The sequence below is a fragment of the Labrenzia sp. OB1 genome (assembly GCF_001624695.1).
Classification (GTDB): Bacteria; Pseudomonadota; Alphaproteobacteria; order Rhizobiales; family Stappiaceae; genus Roseibium.
The window spans coordinates 165,166-181,919 of sequence record NZ_JSEP01000011.1 but is presented as its reverse complement, the minus strand read 5'-3'; the positions used below and the strand labels follow the sequence as shown (position 1 = coordinate 181,919).

The following is a 16,754-nucleotide window of genomic DNA, read 5'->3' as shown; positions in this document are numbered from 1 at the left end:
CGGGGCCTTTTGCATTGAAACGCAAGACCCAGTCGCGGATCACCTGGACCGTCACGCCGCCGACCGCACCCGCATCGCTGCGCAAGCCGCCGTCATAGATCACTGCAAGCGCCAAAAGGCGCCGTGTTTGATCGGCATTCACCGAGCCACGGGCTAGATGACGAAGGGTTGGAGCATCAAAGTCATCTCGAAGACGGATAGGGGCGGACATGGCAAACTCCTCATGTTCCCCATCAGGAATCATATTCGCGAAACTTTGGGAATCCAAAAGAGTCGTCAAATTCGTCGCTTGGTATGAGAAGGTTGTTCGCCTAATTCAGACCCTTAACGGAACAACCTGATCAGAAACCACAGCTAACACCCTATGAATACATTTGCAGGATATGGACTTTTGAACCCGAAGGTTTCGGCCTCAATCCGATCCATCAAATGCCGGGACTAAACACCCAAGTGGGTTGAAGCTTGAGCAGACATCCGTCTGGGGCGCGGCAAGGGCGTCCAGTCAAAATTCTTCTTGATATGTTATATTATTACAAATATGAATTTTGCTCTTCGAGTTCTCTATCCAGCTTCCGGAGCCTATTTTGTCAAAGCAGATTATCAGACCCGCCTTCGCCGCACTTTTGGGAATGGGCGCCGTTGCGTCGGTTGCATTTACGGTCGCTCCTCAAGCCGCCAATGCTGCCGAAAGAACCATGCGTATTGCTGTTCCTTTCGGCCCAAAGAGTAGTGTGCCCGATCCAAGAGCACGGCAAAACGGCTGGCTCAGCAACCGGGCGGGTGTATCGGAAACCTTGATTGGGCTCGGCTACGACATGACCATGCAGCCGCGTCTTGCCGAAACGTTTGAAAACCTGTCGCCGCTAGAATGGAAACTGACACTTCGCAAGGACGTGAAATTCCACGACGGGTCCGCAATGACGGCGCAAGATGTGAAGGCGTCGTTTGAAAAAATCGATACAGAAGGGCATTCGGGTTACAATCCCCGACTGTCCAGACTGCTCGATATTGACGGCATCATAGTCGTGGGCGATTACGGCCTGGTCTTCAAAACAAAGTCACCGAATTCCGCTTTCTTGTGGTCACTGACCGAACCGTCCGCTGCTGTGTTGAAGGACGGCACGGATGAATTGCCGCTAATTGGCACCGGACCTTTTGTCTTTGAACTGGCCGAACCGGAAAAGACCTACCAGACCCGCAAATTTACCGACTACTGGGGAGGCGAGCCCAATTTGGACCGCATTGTGATGGACGCGTTGTCTGATCCGTCCGTTGCCGCTTTGGCGCTTCAAGCCGGTGATGTCGATCTGGTAACCAACTATCCGGAGCCAGACTTTGCTGCTCTGAAAGAAAAGAACGAAGGCCAACTGTTCTCGAGACCAACGACCCGCCTGTTCTTTTTCCAGGTTCGGACTGCGGACGGTCCTCTGGCCAATGCAACGCTTCGAAGCGCCGTGTCTCTTGGGCTCGACCGCGAAACGATTGTTGCCGCGTCTTTGAACGGTGTTGGCGGCGATGTTGCGAACGGCATCTTTCCGGCAAGTATGGCCTCCTGGGCCAACACAAAACTGAGGCTTGATTACAACCCTGAAAAAGCCAGGGCGCTGCTGGATGAAGCCGGCATCATAGACACTAACGATGATGGGATCCGGGAGCTGGATGGAGAAGAGATTACCCTGAAAATCCGCTCCTACGAAGGCCGCGCCGCGCTGCGTCCGACTTTGGAGATCTCACAGGCATTGCTTCGGCAAATTGGCATCGGTTCCGAGATTTCCATGGCAGAATATGATGCCAATAACGAAGCCCTGAAAGCGGGTGAGATCGACATGCATCTTCAGGCCTGGGGAACAGCGCCGCAGGGTGACCCTGGCTATTTTCCGGGCACTTTGGTCGAAACTGGCGTCAGTTACAATTTTTCCGGATACTCCAACACGGAGCTGGATGAGCTTCTCAGAAAAGGTCGCGAGAATTTCGATGATGAGGTCCGCAAGTCGTATTACGACCGCGTTCAGGAGATCATCAACACCGAATTGCCACTGATTCCGGTCTTCCACAAGACGCAGGTGTCCGTTGGCAATGGCAAGGTGCAAGGCTACAGAATCCACCCGGCTGAAACCTATCTTGTAACGCCGGACCTGACACTTGCCGAGTGAACCAAACACACTGCTGGATCTGGAGAACCTGTCGGTCCGTATCGGCCGACAGGTGATTTTGAACGATGTCAGTCTGAAGATCGGACGTGGCGAATGCCTCGCTGTCGTCGGCGGGTCAGGGGCGGGAAAGTCGACGCTTCTACGCTGTCTGATGGGGCTGACCCGTCCGGCAGTACCGTTCGCGGGGCGACTTGCTTTCGATGGTCAGGAGAGGGACTTCTCTGCTTTGGGAAAACCCCGGAAACCAAAGCGCATTGCCTATGTTCCGCAAAACCCTGACCAAGGATTCGACCCCCTCAAGCGGCTTTTGTGGCAATGGCAGCAAGCCCTCCGGGTTCTCGCAGGCCGCACGAATATTTCCCAAGCGCAGGAGCCGCTGCTTGAAGAGCTCGGTCTTAAGCCGTTTGGGACATGTTTTCCGTATGAGTGGAGTCGCGGTATGCAGCAGCGCCTGCTTCTGGCCATGGCTCTCATAGGTGAACCGCGTCTGCTCATCCTGGACGAGCCGACTTCAGCGTTGGACCCGCTGATAGCCGCTCAAGTGCTTCGCGCCGTGATGAAATATGCCGAGAAACACGATGTTGCCGTTCTGATCGTGACCCACGATCTGTCTCTTGCGGCAAGATATGCGGACCGCACAGCCATAATGAACGCCGGACGCGTTGTTGAAGTCGGCGAAACCGCGCATCTTTTGTCGGCGCCCCAATCCGACTACGGCCAACTCCTGGTGAACCATCGAGATTGGATCGCAAGGGATTTTGGGCAATCGTCCTGTTCCATTGCGGCAGAATAGACTTTACATGCTCTCCGTTGACCGCCTCAGCATCACCATTTCCAAAAACACCATCCTCGAGGAAGTCTCCTTTTCAATTCCCGAAGGGGCAACGCTTTGTATCGCCGGTGAAAGCGGTTCGGGCAAAAGCAGCTTGCTCAAGGCACTGAACGGCTTGATACCAGCGCGCTTTGAAAAGCTGTCGTTCCATCCCAGAACCTGCCCGGCAATTACCCATAAAGGACGGTGGCAAGGCCCTCCTGGCCTGCAGCAGAGCCGATGGGTGATGCAGGATCCGATCGCGGCCTTGAACCCCAGGCTTTCGCTGGGGGCCTCCATTGGCGAAGGAGCTTATTCGAAACGGCTCTCAGGGGCCGAGCAGGACAAAGCCGTCGCAGCCGCGCTTGACGATGTCGAGTTGCCGCCCGCATTGGCAACGCGCCGACCGACTGAAGTCTCTTTGGGCCAGGCTCAGCGTGCTTGCCTTGCCCGGGCTCTTGTTGCGCAGCCGGATCTCATCTTTTTTGACGAACCACTCAGTGCGCTTGACGCAATCGTTCAAAAACAAATCGCAGCCACCATGAAACGAATTCAGGCGCGCTACGGAAACACCTTTGTCATCGTTACTCATGACCTGGGTTTTGCCGCGACCTTTGCAGATCAAATGCTGGTGCTTCGAAACGGCAGGATGGAAGCCTGTCAGCCGGCGAAGATGTTTTTTGAACGTCCGGCAAGCCGCTACTGCCGGGACCTTATCGAGGCTGCGAGGGACTTGGGCAGTTTGCCGCAAGATCCCCTCATGGCAGATGAGGGACACCAATGACCGACTTCGCATCTCGACTGGTCTCTGCTGTCCTGGCGACCGGCAGACGACTGTCCGGCCTGGTGTGTGTTCTCCTCGGGATAAGCTTCATCACGTTCACGATGACCTATTTCGCACCGGGGGACAAAGCAGCGGCCATCGCGCACGCACGCTATCCGGATGCTCAGGGATTCCCGCCGGAAATCCTGGATGGCATTCGCCAGGAATTTTATTTGAACGAACCCTTTTTTGTGCAGTTTTTCCAATGGTTATGGCGCTTCGTTCAGGGCGACTTCGGCAACTCCTTTGCGTCCAACGTACCTGTTCTGGAGATTTTCCTTGCCAACATCACGGAGACACTCGCGCTCACTGCGTCATCCCTCGCAATTGGCTTGGTCGCCGCCTTTTGTTTGAGCGCAATCTCGGTTTGGAAGCCGGGAAGCCTCGCCGACCGGTTTGCGGTCGCCCTCGCGTCAATCGGTGCCGCAATGCCGAACTACTGGCTCGGGCTCCTGTTGATCCTGTTGTTCGCCGTAGAGCTCAATTGGCTTCCGTCCTACGGGACGGGTACTCCGGCTCACATTGTCCTGCCGGCCCTTACGCTGGCTTTCTGGATCATGGCCTCGCAAACCCGCCTTTTGCGGACGTTTTTTCTGGAAGCCAAATCGGCCCCCTATATCGAGACGTTGCGGCTGCGTGGTGTCAGCGAGAGAGAGATCTTCTGGCGGCACATCCAGCGACATGCGGCGGTTCCAGCGCTCACGATGATTGGTCTGGACGTCGCCAGTCTTCTGGAAGGTACCATTATTGTTGAGCTGACCTTCGCCCGGGGCGGTATTGGCTCGCTCTTGGCTGGGGCAGTACTGTCCCGAGATTATCCCTTGATCCTGTTTCTGGTGATGTTCTTTGCACTTGTATACGTTCTGATCAACTCGCTGATTGAGCTCTTTCAGGATGCTCTGGATCCCCGTAAGTCGCTCGAGCTGCTCTCAAATACTGACGTCGGCGATGAGGTGCGCTCATGACAGTAGCAAGCGATCTGAGCCTCACGGAGGAAGCCAACCTCAAACAAAAGCAGCATGGCAAAAATCTTGACCGTTTCCTCAAGAACATCGGCTTGGGTCTCGTTATTTCAGGAGCGATTGCCGCGGCGGGGTTTTTCTTCACGCCCTATGCTCCCAACGCGCCGGATTTTCTCAATCGGCTCTCTCCTCCCTCCTCGGAGCATTGGTTTGGCACAGATCAGCTTGGCCGGGATGTTGCGACAAGACTGCTTTATGGCGGTGTCTGGTCAGTTGGTCTGGCATTTTTAATCACGTTGATCGGCGCAATTACCGGAACCCTTGTTGGTCTTGCCGCTGGCCACTTCGGAAGGTTCGCCGACATAACATTGATGCGCATGACGGACAGTTTCTTTGCCTTTCCCGAATTGGTCGCAGCCGTCACAATCGCCGGTGTTTTGGGGCCAAGCACGGCAAATATGGTGTTGGCGCTCATTCTCGTTGGCTGGATGAAGTTCGCCCGTCTTGTTCGTGGCCTCAGCATCGATCTCGCACACCGTGACTTCATCACACAGGCCAAGCTGAACGATCTGCCGTCATGGCTCATCTTGTGGCGCCACATTCTGCCAAACATCGGCGCCAGTCTGCTTGTGCTATGGACCAATTCCTGGTCCCGAAGCATCCTGTCCATTTCCGGATTGAGTTTCCTGGGCTTTGGTGTCCAGCCACCGAATGCAGAATGGGGGGCCATGTTGCTCAGCGGCAAAGCCTATCTTCAGACCGCACCACATCTTATGATTTTCCCCGGATTGGCAATTCTTGTGACCGTTCTGACGATCAACCTTATGGGGGATCAACTGCGAGATCTCGTCGACAGTCGCAGCACGATTTCGGAATGAACATGTCTTTTGATTTCAAAGGTATCAGCTTGCGGGTTGGTGCGACTTTCTTTTTTGCCCTGATGGTGCTCTTCATCAAACTCCTGTCCGGCGAGATCCCGGTTGGTCAGGTCGTTTTCTTTCGAAGTGCGTTTGCCTTGATCCCTTTGGTTTTGTTCCTGATGTGGACACGTGAGTTTCCCTCTGGTCTCAAGACAAAACGCCCGGGCAGGCATATCGTGCGGTGTCTCCTGGGGTGCATTGCCATGTTTGCAAGCTTTGCAAGCCTGAAATACCTACCCATGTCGCATGCTTCGATCATCGGTTACATGGCCCCTGTTCTGGCGGTTGTCCTGGCTGCTATTCTGTTGAAGGAGACCGTCAGCAACGCACGCTGGTTTGGGGTTCTTTTCGGTTTTGTGGGCATGTTGGTGCTGATTATTCCGACGGCTGCAAGCGCTGATTTCGACGCCGAATATTTGACTGGAGTCGGGCTTGCCCTGGCAATGGCAATCCTGACCGCGGGCGCAAAAATCCAGGTCCGGAGCCTCGCTTTAACGGAAAACGCCGGCGCAATTGCCTTTTACTTCGCACTCACTTGTACGGTTGCCGGTCTGGCGACGTTGCTTTTTGACTGGGTGTTACCAAGCTGGGAACTACTTGGCCTTTTGATTTGCACGGGTTTTTCCGGCGGAATAGCGCACATCCTGATGACGCTGAGCTATCAGTACAGTGAGGTCTCAAAGCTGGCTGCTTTTGAATACCTGTCGCTGGTGTTCGCGGTGATCGCAGATGGGCTTTTCTTTGGTATCATCCCGGAGCCAGCGTTCTATTTGGCTGCAACATGCATCATCGGTGCGACAATGGTCGTTGCGCTAAAAGATAGGACACTCAGTGTAGAACCGGCGCCGCGCTGATCTTCTGGAAAAATGCATTGCGCTACAAGTCGGCATCCCGGTCGGCATAATGCCTGAAATTAAGATCAACTATGAATGAGGCGCTCTCAAATCCGGTATATGTACGGTTCTTAACAGCTCGGTTCTGTCTGCTCGTGGGGTAGGTGTGGAATCCAAAAAGGTTGTTCACTCGCATTGAAGGCCTGAGGCTGATTGGTGACAAGACACAATCAGTTTCAGGATCCATTGATTGAACAACCCGCGCAGGAATGGTCTCGCGTTTTATGCATCATGAGAACAAAGAGGTGGCCGGTACCGGAGGTTTTTCAGCGCTCAGAGCTGTCCGGTGATCGCCAGGTTGCGCCGGTCGGGGCCTTCGAAGCCGTGGGTGTCCATCTGGATCAGGACCGCATAGACCGGCGATCCATTTTCCGGAAAATGGGTGATGATGCGCTCGACGCGATAGGCGAGCGGGCATCCGCGGCTTTCGGGCAGGCTGGTGTCCCGGTTGAGGACACGCGTCTGGCCCTTGTAGGTCATGGTCAGGCGGAAGCCGCGCGTATCGTCGATCTTGAAGCCTGCGCATCTGTCCGAGGTCAGCAGGTATTCGTTCAGGTTCAATTCCAGCTCGTCCTCGCCAGGCCGGAAGAAATCGCTCGGTGCGACGACCATCCGGAACGGGTCGGAATTAAGTTCCGTGCGGGGATTGTGGCCTGCCGTCAGGCCCTTTCCGGCAATCCGGGTTGTCTGCAGAAGCTGCAGTGCCTTTTCGCGGTTTTCCGTGCGTACCGCTGTCACCAGGGCATCCGGATCAAAGACGCCGCCGGCTTCGATTTCGTCCTCGTTCTGGTTGCGCACAAGGAAGGGCGAGGGGGTCACCCAGCGGTCGTTGGCAACATCGAGCACGAAGATCTCCGAATAGGGAAAGCCGGAGCCGTCCTCGATACCGTATTGCTCGAAAGCGAAATAGGCGCCGTCTTCTGAAAAGCCCAGGATTTCCGCTTTCGCCGTGTCACCGGCCATGGCGGCGGACGCGAGGAGGGGCAAGAAGAGGAGAACCGACAGGCAGCGCAGTGCTGTCCGCAAAAGCAGGCTGAGTCCTGGTTGAAGCTGGGGCATCACGGCTCCTTGGAAATCAAGTGACATTCGAATTCGGTTTCCGCAAGCTAAGCATGACTGGCAGGATTATGAGGCCTGCTACGTCACACTTTTGTTGTTCAGCTTGCAGAAAACGCGCACGAAGGGCTTGAGAAGCATCGGCAGCATGTAGATCGGGAACTGCCCGACCGCGAACCACAGCCAGGTGAATTCCGGCAGCGTGCCGCCGAATGCCGCCACCATCAGGCCCATGTTGCGGGTTCCGCAGGTATGCGCGATCGCATAGGCGTCCTCGCGGCTGGCGGGAGCGAAAACAAGCAGGGTCAGCCCGATCTGCAGCAGCGCCAATACGAAGGTGAGGGCGGTGAGCCCGAGAGTGAACACCGGCTTTTGCAGAAAACTCAGCGCGACACCGTCCATGGCGGCGATGGCGAAGAACAGAAGCAGGAGCACATTCAATCCGCTGATGTGAAGGCTGCTGCGGGAAAGGCGCTCCGCACCGGCCAGTTTGCGGAATGCCGCGGACAGCAGGAAAGCGCCACTGAGCAGGAGGGACAGTTGCACAGCCAGTCCGCTTACGCTCAAGGGCAGGGAAGGGCCCAGCATCAGCTCGCCGATGAAGGGCGCGGTGAGCGGGGTCACGATCAGGGCCGCCACGGAAAGCGCGAGGCTGAGTGTGGCGTCCAGGCCGAGCAAATAGATGAAGGCGGGGGCGGCCATGACAGGCGGCGCGGCGGTGGAGATGAACAGCGCCAGGACGACATCCGGACCAAGGACCGCGAGACCGGAGGCTTCGATCGCCAGCCATGTTAGAAGAGGTGCGCCGAGCATCATCCAGACAAGCGCGGCAATCAGCAGCGCGGGGCGGCGCAAACGCAACCTGATCGCGTTTTTGTCGACCCGCAGGAAAGCCAGGGTCAGGAGACAGAAAACGGCAAGGGTCAGATAGGGCCGCAAAAAGGTGGACAATGCGGGCAGCGCGAGGCCGATGAATATACTCACGGCCAGCGCGGCGGTTCCGTGGAGGCCTATCCATGCAAGACCTGCCCCAAACACTCGAATCATCTAAACTTGTCTCCGGAAAAAACGTCGGGCGGCAGGTTACGCCCTAGTCTTTTAGATCAACCGGCATTGATATGGAAACATCTGACGCCGGAATGCGTATCGATCCAGGGGCGTACCCTGAAGCTTTGCAGTGTATCGCGCCTGCAGGCTTGCGGATGCAGGGCGCGCGAGGGGGAGACGGGCCGCACCTTTCGACCGGTCGACGACAGGGGACGGAACGGGAGTTCGTGGCTTAAGGAAATGGCGAAGCAGGCAAAGCAAAACCAGTCTTTCGAGGTAATGGTTCTCGGTGCCGGCATCGTCGGGGTTTCGACAGCGCTGCACCTGCGCCGTTTGGGTCTGGACGTTGCCCTGATTGACCGGACACACCCCGGTCTGGAGGCATCCTACGGCAATGCGGGCATTGTTCAGCGCAACGGCTTCGTGCCGCACGCGGTGCCGTCGCGCGTGCGGGAGCTGATGTGGGTTCTGTTCGGGCAATCGAGCGCCGTTTCCTATGACGTTGGAACGCTGTTTCGTCTGCTTCCCTGGTTACGGCGCTATCACGCGGCCAGCGGCCCGAGGGGTGCCGAACTCTATTCGCGGGTCGTCGCTCCCCTGCGGGCCCTGGCAGTTCAGGAACATCTCGACCTGGCCCGTTCCGCGAATGCGGACCGGTTCTACCGGCAGGGCGGCTGGCTTCATCTGCACCGGTCCGCGGCCTCCTACAGCCGGAGCGACACAGAGCGCTATTATGCGCGGGTCTACGGGGTTGCCTATGAGGAGCTGTCGGCCGGTGAGATCGGCATGCTTGAACCGGGCCTGAAAATCACCGGCCGCAGAGCGGCAAGCGTGAAGGCGGTCCACTGGACCGAAAGCTGTTCCGTCTCCAATCCGGGTGCGGTCGTCGATGCTTTCTGGCGGACGTTTATCCAGGAAGGTGGCCGGTATTTCCGTGCGGATGCCGCAAAGCTGCAGCGCAAGCGGGGCGGATGGCGGCTTGATGGCGAACGCGGCACGGTCTTTGCCGGAAATGCGGTCATCGCGCTTGGTGCCTGGTCGCAGGACATCATGAAGGCGCTGGGCGAAAACTATCCGCTTGCGATCAAGCGTGGCTATCACATGCACTACCGGCCGTTGTCGGGAGCTTCCCTGTCACGTCCGCTTGTCGATGTGGACAATGGCCTGGTGCTGACACCGACGGACAATGGCATCCGCCTGACGACCGGCGTTGAACTTGTGGAGCGCGACGCTCCGCCCAATCCAAAAATTGTCGCGATAGCCAGACGACGGGCGGAAGATCTCATGCCACTTGGCGCGCCGCTGCAGGATACGCCATGGATGGGATCGCGGCCGTGCCTGCCAGATTCCCTTCCCGTGGTCGGGGCATCGCCCACAATTCCCGGATTGTGGGTGAATTTCGGTCATGGGCATGACGGTTTCACGCTCGGGCCTATCACCGGCCGGCTGCTCGCCGAGATGATCGCCGGTAAGGCGCCGGTGCTGGATCCGGCAGGCCTGTCTCCGCTCCGGTTCATGGCGTGAGGCGGGCTTTCGGGAAGACGTCGGCCGAAAGGGCGCGACAAGCGCTCCGCGACCGGTTTCCGGCTCAGCTCTCGCGCAGAGGCAGGGCGACGGTGTCCTTGACCGTATTGACCACGATTCGCGACTGCACGTCTGAAACCAGCGTGTTGTCGAGCAGCTTCAGCCTGAGGAAATTGTCGTAAGTTTTGATGTCGTCGGTAACTACCTTTATAAGATAGTCGACTGCCCCGGTGATGCGTTCGCAAGTGACGACTTCCGGCCAATGATGCACCAGCTTGTCGAAGGTTTCCATGTTGTCCCGGCTGGGAACCGCGAGCTTGACGAAGGAATAGGCGACGAAACCGAGGCCGACGGATTCCCTGTCTATGATGGCGGTGATCTGACGGATAATGCCCTGTTCCTTCAATCGCTTGATCCTTCGCCAGCAGGGAGTCTGGCTCATGCCGGCTTCCTTGGCGACCTCGGCTATGGACAGCGAGGCGTCGCGCTGAAGGACACGAAGAACGCGAACGTCGGAAGGGTCGAGAAGATATTTGTCTGTCATGGAGGGATTCGGGAATATTTATGCTGTGTCGGGGCGAATTCCCGTGACGATAGCACAGAATTTGCCGGAGAAAAGGATGATATTTATCTGAGAAGAGGTTGACCGGAGGCGGCGCGCCTGAAACGCCGGTCGGAGAGGATGTCGGATGAACGTGCATATGCCAGCGGTGACCCTTGAGGACAAATATGTCGCCACTCAGGGACGGGTCTATCTGACAGGGATACAAGCGCTGGTCCGTCTGGTTCTGGATCGGGCAAGGATCGACCGGCAGGCGGGATTGAAAACCGGCGGGTTCATCTCCGGCTATCGCGGGTCGCCACTTGCGGGCTATGACACCGAACTGATGCGGGCACAGCGTCATCTCAAGCAAAATGATGTCGTCTTCAAACCGGGCGTGAACGAGGAACTGGGCGCGACCGCCGTGTGGGGCAGCCAGAAGCTGCGCGGCGAAGGCGGCATCGGCCGCGCGACCGATTATGACGGCGTCTTCGGTATCTGGTACGGCAAGTCTCCGGGCGTCGACCGGGCAGGGGATGTGCTGCGTCAGGCAAATGCCTCCGGCACCGACCGCAACGGCGGCGTTCTGGCGCTTGCCGGTGACGATCACCTTGCCAAATCGTCCATCCTGCCGGCGCAGAGCGAATTCTATTTCGAGCACGCGGAAATTCCGGTGCTCAATCCATCCGATATCCAGGATGTGCTCGACTACGGTTTGCACGGACTTGAGATGTCCCGGTTCACCGGCCTGTGGAGCGCGCTTATCTGTGTCGCGGACACCATGGATGCCTCGGCGACGATTGATATCTCTCCGAAGCGGTTGCATCTCGTTCGGCCGCTCGAGGGCGACCCGCGCAAGGACTACCGTCAGAATCGCGATCTGCTTCTCGCCAACCGGCTGGAGACCGAACGCCTGCTGCGCGACATTCGCATTCCGGCGACGCACATCTATGCACGCGTCAACGGCCTCGACCGGGTCGCTTTCGGAACGCGCGGCCAGGCCAAGCTGGGTATCGTCACCTCGGGCAAGGCGTATCGTGATTTGTTGCAGGCGCTGGACCTGATGGGCATTTCGGAGGATTTCGCCCGGGACCTGGGCCTTGCCGTCTACAAGGTCGCCATGACCTGGCCGCTGGAACCTCTGGGCCTGCGCGAATTTGCCCGTGGCGCCGAGCGCCTGCTTGTCGTCGAGCACAAGCGTGGCTTCATGGAACCGCAGATCAAGGAAATCTCCTATCACTGGCCGCATATGAGCCGCCCGGAAATCTGGGGTAAACGGCGGCCGGACGGAACTCCGTTCCTGTCCGACGTGCTTGAGCTCTCGGTCGCGGAACTCATCGAAGGCCTGATGACCTGGTTGCCGGATGAGGCGGTTTCCGACGATATGCGCGCTGTCGCCAGCCGCATGACCCATCAGGTCATGTGGGCGCAAGGTCACGCGGAACGCGCGGCCCGTATTCCCTATTTCTGTTCGGGATGTCCGCATTCGACCTCCACAAAGACGCCGGAAGGATCCCGCTCGCTGCCGGGAATCGGCTGTCATGCCATGACGGAAATGGCCGGGCGCACCACAGAAGGCCAGATCGCCATGGGCGGCGAGGGCATCCTGTGGGTCGGTCAGCAGCCTTTTTCCGGCGACAGCCACGTGTTCGCCAATGTCGGCGACGGCACCTATTTCCATTCCGGTATTCTGGCGATCCGGCAGGCGCTGGCATCGAATGTGCCGATCACCTACAAGATTCTCTACAATGATGCGGTCGCCATGACCGGCGGCCAGAAAGTCGACGGCCAGCTTTCCGTTCCGCAGATTACCCGCCAGCTCGAGGCGGAAGGGGTGGAACGCATTGCAATCGTTTCGGAGAACCCGGAAAATTACGGCTCCTGGTCACCGATCGCTCCGGGCACGAAGGTCCATCACCGCGACGATCTGATGGATGTCCAGACGGAACTGCAATCCTTCAAGGGCGTTTCCGTCATTGTCTACGATCAGACCTGCGCGGCGGAAAAACGCCGCCGGCGCAAGCGCGGCCTGTTCCCCGATCCGGACAAGCGGCTGTTCATCAATGACCGTGTCTGCGAGGGCTGTGGCGACTGCTCGGTCCAGTCGAACTGCCTGTCGGTCGAGCCGCTGGCGACGCCTTTCGGCGAAAAACGGGTGATCAACCAGTCGAGCTGCAACAAGGACTTTTCCTGCATCAAGGGGTTCTGTCCGTCCTTTGTGGAAATTGAAGGCGCAGAGCTTAAAAAGCCGAAGAAGGCTGATGTCGATATCGATGCGCTGGCGAAAGATCTGCCGCAGCCGGTTCTGGCCTCGCTCGAACGCACCCGCAACGCCCTTGTGGCAGGCATCGGCGGCATGGGCGTGACGACCATCAGCGCCGTACTTGCCATGGCCGCTCATGTGGACGGCAAACAGGCATCCACGCTGGATATGACCGGCCTTGCCCAGAAGGGTGGCCCGGTCACCTCTCATATCCGCTTTGCGGCGAGCGACAGATCCATCGAGGGGCCGCGCGTTCCCGCGGCCAGCCTCGATCTGCTGATCGCCAGCGACATGGTCGTGGCAACCAATGCGGACCAGCTGGCGATGGCTCATCGCGGCAAGACGCTGACCGTGGCGAATACCAAGGTGGCGCCGACAGCCGAATTTGTCCTCAAGCAGACCCTTTCTTTCGATGAAAAACGCATGGACACCGCGCTGAGCGCAGCTTCCGGCACCTATCTTGCCGTGAACGCGGCGGATGTTGCCGAAAAGCTTCTGGGCGATGCCATCTATGCCAACATGCTGCTTGTCGGAATGGCCTATCAGAGCGGCGGCCTGCCGATCACGGATTATGCCATCGAGACGGCCCTGGAACTCAACGGCGCTTCGGTTGCAAGCAATGTCAAGGCATTCCGCGCCGGCCGTGTTCTGGCTGCCGATGCTCAAAAACTGCTGAAGGCGCTTCCGGCCGAGGCAAAGCCGCGCGAATTCAGCCTTGACGAGAAAATCGCCTTCAATGCGCAGGAACTGAGCGCTTACCAGGATGCCGCTTATGCCGCCCGCTACCGGGAACTCGTGGGCAAGGTCAAGGCCGCTGACGAGGTCCACGGGCCGGGGACTTCGCGTCTGACGCGGACAGTGGCCGATCTCCTTTTCAAGGTGATGGCCTACAAGGACGAATATGAAGTCGCCCGGCTTTATTCCGACCCGGCCTTCCGTCAGAAAATTGCACTGCGGTTCGAAAACCCACGCAAGCTCAAGGTGCATCTGGCACCGCCGATCCTTGCCCATCGCAAGGACCCGAAGACCGGCAGGCCGGAAAAGATGGCCTTCGGTCCCTGGGTGTTCAGCGTCTTCAAGGTGCTGGCGAAGTTCAGGGGAATTCGCGGCAAGTGGTTCGATCCCTTTGCCCGAAATGCGGAGCGCCGGGCCGAACGGGAGCTCATCGCCCAGTATGAGGCGGATGTTGTGGAGATCCTGAACCGGCTGCCGGACGGCAACTACGGGCTGCTGGTCGAGTTGGCCCGGGTACCGGACCTCATCCGTGGCTTCGGTCCGGTGAAGGCAGAGAATATGCACAAGGCCGCCGAAAAGCGCCTGATGCTGCTTGAACAGCTACACATGAGCAAGGACGGTGGCAACGATGACGCCGAGGCGTCAAAGCTCATGCTCGACGCCGCGGAATAGAGCGGTGCGCGTTTAAGCGGATTGATGGATTCGGGGAAACGCTTGAGGCCGCGCTTGAATTGCAAATGCGTTCGGGCGACCCCTGAAGCCAATCTAACCGGTAAAAGCTAAACACCTAGACTGCGGATCCCTGCGATCCCGAAAGAGAACGGCGGCGGTTTTCCTGTCGCGCTCTTCCCGGGTCTTCGTCGGCCAGAATGTCCCTGATTATTCCATCGGGAAGGGAGCTCAGGGGTCTGCGCCGTTTGCGGCAGGTCGACCAGCGTGTCCATGCAACAAGAAATTTTCTCAAGATACCATCGCGTTGTGTGGAGCGATGGCAGGAAGGATAAATCCGATGAATTTCAGAGGGCATGTCTATTTCCAATAAAAAAATATATCTCTTTCTTTATTATATCTCGGCACGAGTCGAGGCAATAAGAAAAGGAAAATATTTTTAAATTTCTGAGGCATCGCTGCCAGGTGTGCGAGACCTGAAGTTGCGCGGTGACCGTGCCAGGTGCCGTCTTCTCGCCCGTTGGCACAGCGCAATAAACCGGGGGAAACGAAGCTGATCAGAGATCCAGATACAGCGTCACGCAAGTTTGCCGGATCTTGTACCGGGCCATGAATATCGATCATATGAGCAGGGGTTTGGTCTGCCGACGTCTTTGCATTGCTTTTGTGCTGTGAGCAGCTTCCTGCACGAGAAACGCTTTTCCGGCGGAAATGCAGTCCGCCGGATGTCCCAGTTTTATTGCCTCAAAGCGCAGAAATTCGAGGCCGCGCGCGTTAACAGTGAATGACTGCGGCCACACCGGTGCCGGGGAAACCTCCCTCCGGAGCCTCATTCAGCATGGAAAATCGATTTCTCGGGCGGCTTGCTCACTCGGTTAACTTTGCGTGAATTTCAATAAAGTCGATAATTTTCAATTATTTAACTTCACGCCAAACCTGAAAGTTACAATTGTTCTCAATATTGAAAAAAAGATGATTACATTCTCGGAACGGGCGTTTCGTTCTTTTTTAAAACTCCGCTTCATCTTCGCAGATACCGCCGATAGGCAAAAATTTGAGAACTGGTACCGAAGCATGACGGAAGCGTTGAAAACAGAACTGGTGAACTTTTCGGAGCTGACCGGGGAAGCTGGCAGCGCCAGACGGGCGGAACTGGCCCGACATGTCGCGACACTGTTCGCATTGACCTCCGACCGGTGCTCGGACGAGCAAGTTGATATTTACGACTCGGTTCTCTTACGCCTTGTCGACATGGTCGAGGCGGAGGTCCGGCGCTATGTGGCGGATCAGATGTCCAGTCTTCGCCGCGGACCGGAAGAAACGATCCGCCGGCTTGCCGATGATGACATCGAGGTGGCCGAGCCCATTCTTCTCAGATCGACCGTTCTGCGTGACGCGGACCTGATCGAGATCGCGGCAAAACGCAGCAACGCACACCGTTTCGCGATTGCCCAGCGCGAGGTTCTGTCGGAGGAACTGACGGATATCCTGGTTCGGACCGGGGATATCAAGGTTAAACGGAAGGTGGCTGGCAACGACGGGGCGTGCCTTTCCAATGCATCGGTCATGGCGCTGATCAGCGACGCGGCATCGGATGCCACCCTGCAGCTCTCGCTGAGTGAACGGGCCGATCTTGCCCAGGCGCATATCAGTAGCCTGATCGCGGTGGCCAGCGAAGAAGTTCGCCAGAAGCTGCAGGCGGCAGGGCGCGAGGACGAAGCTGAGCGCGTTGAGGAAGCGGCGCAGGTCGCGGCGCAGCGCATGTCGAACCAGTACTGGCTGAGCCGATATGATTTCGAGACAGCACGCAGCAGGATCATCCTGCTTGCGAAGCGTGGCATGGTCAACGAAGCCGCCTTGCGCCGTTTCGCGTCCGAGGACCGCTTCGCCGAAGTTGTCGCAACCTTTGCCTGGCTGGTCCGCTGCGGCGTGGAGGAAGTGAGCCATTGGATGGTGCGTCCCGATCCGGAGCCTTTCGTGATCCTGGCCAAAGCGTTCGGCTTTTCCTCCATCACCGTCGGGTCCTTGCTTTCCATCGGCCCCTGGCGTCACCGCCTGACGCCGGAAGCCCGCAGCGATGCGATGAACCTGTTCGAGCGGATGAGCGTCGCGGAAGCCAAGCGCAAGATGTCGCATTGGCAGAACATCGTCCTTCATTGAAGTTTGGATCCTCGGCATCTTGATGCCAATCGCCTTCAGGACTTTCAATCGATCCTGATTGGAGGTCTTCAGACAAGTCTTGCGTATTGAAAGGTCCGGTTCGAGCACCGGGCCTTTTTCGTTGGATCGGAGGGCTGCAAGCCGGACAACTTTCAAAAAAACCGGAACCGTGCTTAACAAAGACAGGAACCGTCAAC

General features: G+C 57.7%; 12 protein-coding genes and 1 pseudogene. 9 read left to right on the top strand and 4 right to left on the bottom strand.

What is annotated here, in order from left to right; translation table 11 throughout:
* Positions 1-211, bottom strand: a pseudogene (locus OA90_RS28600) (IS630 family transposase); the annotation flags it as partial.
* Positions 212-584: 373 nt separating this feature from the next.
* Between OA90_RS28600 and OA90_RS16365 the strand changes: the two are divergent.
* From OA90_RS16365 to OA90_RS16340, 6 genes are read left to right on the top strand one after another with little or no spacing between them, the layout of a single operon-like run.
* Positions 585-2,153, top strand: a complete 1,569-nt coding sequence (locus OA90_RS16365) for an ABC transporter substrate-binding protein (protein WP_208986168.1) — start codon at positions 585-587, stop codon at positions 2,151-2,153.
* A complete protein-coding gene (locus tag OA90_RS16360; RefSeq protein ID WP_208986167.1) occupies positions 2,143-2,946 on the top strand; it encodes a dipeptide/oligopeptide/nickel ABC transporter ATP-binding protein in 804 nt (267 codons plus the stop codon). The genes OA90_RS16365 and OA90_RS16360 overlap by 11 nt, the downstream gene beginning before the upstream one ends.
* Positions 2,912-3,748: a dipeptide/oligopeptide/nickel ABC transporter ATP-binding protein gene (locus OA90_RS16355; RefSeq protein ID WP_208986166.1), complete on the top strand. Its 837-nt coding sequence runs from the start codon at positions 2,912-2,914 to the stop codon at positions 3,746-3,748. The genes OA90_RS16360 and OA90_RS16355 overlap by 35 nt, the downstream gene beginning before the upstream one ends.
* Positions 3,745-4,752, top strand: a complete 1,008-nt coding sequence (locus OA90_RS16350; RefSeq protein ID WP_068414070.1) for an ABC transporter permease — start codon at positions 3,745-3,747, stop codon at positions 4,750-4,752. The genes OA90_RS16355 and OA90_RS16350 overlap by 4 nt, the downstream gene beginning before the upstream one ends.
* A complete protein-coding gene (locus tag OA90_RS16345; RefSeq protein WP_068414067.1) occupies positions 4,749-5,627 on the top strand; it encodes an ABC transporter permease subunit in 879 nt (292 codons plus the stop codon). Before OA90_RS16350 ends, OA90_RS16345 begins: the two co-directional genes overlap by 4 nt.
* Before the next feature lie 2 nt (positions 5,628-5,629).
* Entirely contained in the window at positions 5,630-6,523 is an 894-nt protein-coding gene (locus tag OA90_RS16340) for a DMT family transporter (protein ID WP_068414171.1), read from the top strand.
* A gap of 312 nt (positions 6,524-6,835) precedes the next feature.
* Here OA90_RS16340 and OA90_RS16335 read toward each other — a convergent pair whose 3' ends face one another.
* The gene (locus OA90_RS16335) at positions 6,836-7,621 is read right to left on the bottom strand and encodes a DUF2259 domain-containing protein (RefSeq protein ID WP_068414168.1); all 786 of its coding nucleotides are present in this window, start codon (positions 7,619-7,621) and stop codon (positions 6,836-6,838) included.
* Between the two features lie 78 nt (positions 7,622-7,699).
* A complete protein-coding gene (locus OA90_RS16330) occupies positions 7,700-8,665 on the bottom strand; it encodes a sodium:proton symporter (RefSeq protein WP_068414064.1) in 966 nt (321 codons plus the stop codon).
* Between the two features lie 240 nt (positions 8,666-8,905).
* Between OA90_RS16330 and OA90_RS16325 the strand changes: the two genes are divergently transcribed.
* Positions 8,906-10,189: an FAD-binding oxidoreductase gene (locus tag OA90_RS16325; RefSeq protein WP_068414060.1), complete on the top strand. Its 1,284-nt coding sequence runs from the start codon at positions 8,906-8,908 to the stop codon at positions 10,187-10,189.
* Positions 10,190-10,253: 64 nt separating this feature from the next.
* Here OA90_RS16325 and OA90_RS16320 read toward each other — a convergent pair whose 3' ends face one another.
* Positions 10,254-10,733, bottom strand: coding sequence for an Lrp/AsnC family transcriptional regulator (locus tag OA90_RS16320; RefSeq protein ID WP_068414057.1), 480 nt, complete (start codon positions 10,731-10,733; stop codon positions 10,254-10,256).
* A gap of 145 nt (positions 10,734-10,878) precedes the next feature.
* Between OA90_RS16320 and OA90_RS16315 the strand changes: the two genes are divergently transcribed.
* Both OA90_RS16315 and OA90_RS16310 read left to right on the top strand, forming a co-directional pair.
* Complete coding sequence (locus OA90_RS16315) at positions 10,879-14,400, top strand: indolepyruvate ferredoxin oxidoreductase family protein (RefSeq protein ID WP_068414054.1); 3,522 nt, start codon at positions 10,879-10,881, stop codon at positions 14,398-14,400.
* Between the two features lie 1,071 nt (positions 14,401-15,471).
* On the top strand, positions 15,472-16,557 hold the full coding sequence (locus OA90_RS16310) for a DUF2336 domain-containing protein (protein WP_068414053.1): 1,086 nt from the start codon (positions 15,472-15,474) through the stop codon (positions 16,555-16,557).
* Positions 16,558-16,754 lie beyond the last annotated feature (197 nt).

What these genes read in the sequence shown, in the direction of transcription:
- OA90_RS16345 (WP_068414067.1), top strand. Translation starts at nt 4,749, where the DNA reads ATGACAGTAGCAAGCGATCTGAGCCTCACGGAGGAAGCCAACCTCAAA.
- OA90_RS16340 (WP_068414171.1), top strand. Translation starts at nt 5,630, where the DNA reads ATGTCTTTTGATTTCAAAGGTATCAGCTTGCGGGTTGGTGCGACTTTC.
- OA90_RS16350 (WP_068414070.1), top strand. Translation starts at nt 3,745, where the DNA reads ATGACCGACTTCGCATCTCGACTGGTCTCTGCTGTCCTGGCGACCGGC.
- OA90_RS16320 (WP_068414057.1), bottom strand. Translation starts at nt 10,733, where the DNA reads ATGACAGACAAATATCTTCTCGACCCTTCCGACGTTCGCGTTCTTCGT.
- OA90_RS16315 (WP_068414054.1), top strand. Translation starts at nt 10,879, where the DNA reads ATGAACGTGCATATGCCAGCGGTGACCCTTGAGGACAAATATGTCGCC.
- OA90_RS16330 (WP_068414064.1), bottom strand. Translation starts at nt 8,665, where the DNA reads ATGATTCGAGTGTTTGGGGCAGGTCTTGCATGGATAGGCCTCCACGGA.
- OA90_RS16325 (WP_068414060.1), top strand. Translation starts at nt 8,906, where the DNA reads ATGGCGAAGCAGGCAAAGCAAAACCAGTCTTTCGAGGTAATGGTTCTC.
- OA90_RS16310 (WP_068414053.1), top strand. Translation starts at nt 15,472, where the DNA reads ATGACGGAAGCGTTGAAAACAGAACTGGTGAACTTTTCGGAGCTGACC.
- OA90_RS16335 (WP_068414168.1), bottom strand. Translation starts at nt 7,621, where the DNA reads ATGCCCCAGCTTCAACCAGGACTCAGCCTGCTTTTGCGGACAGCACTG.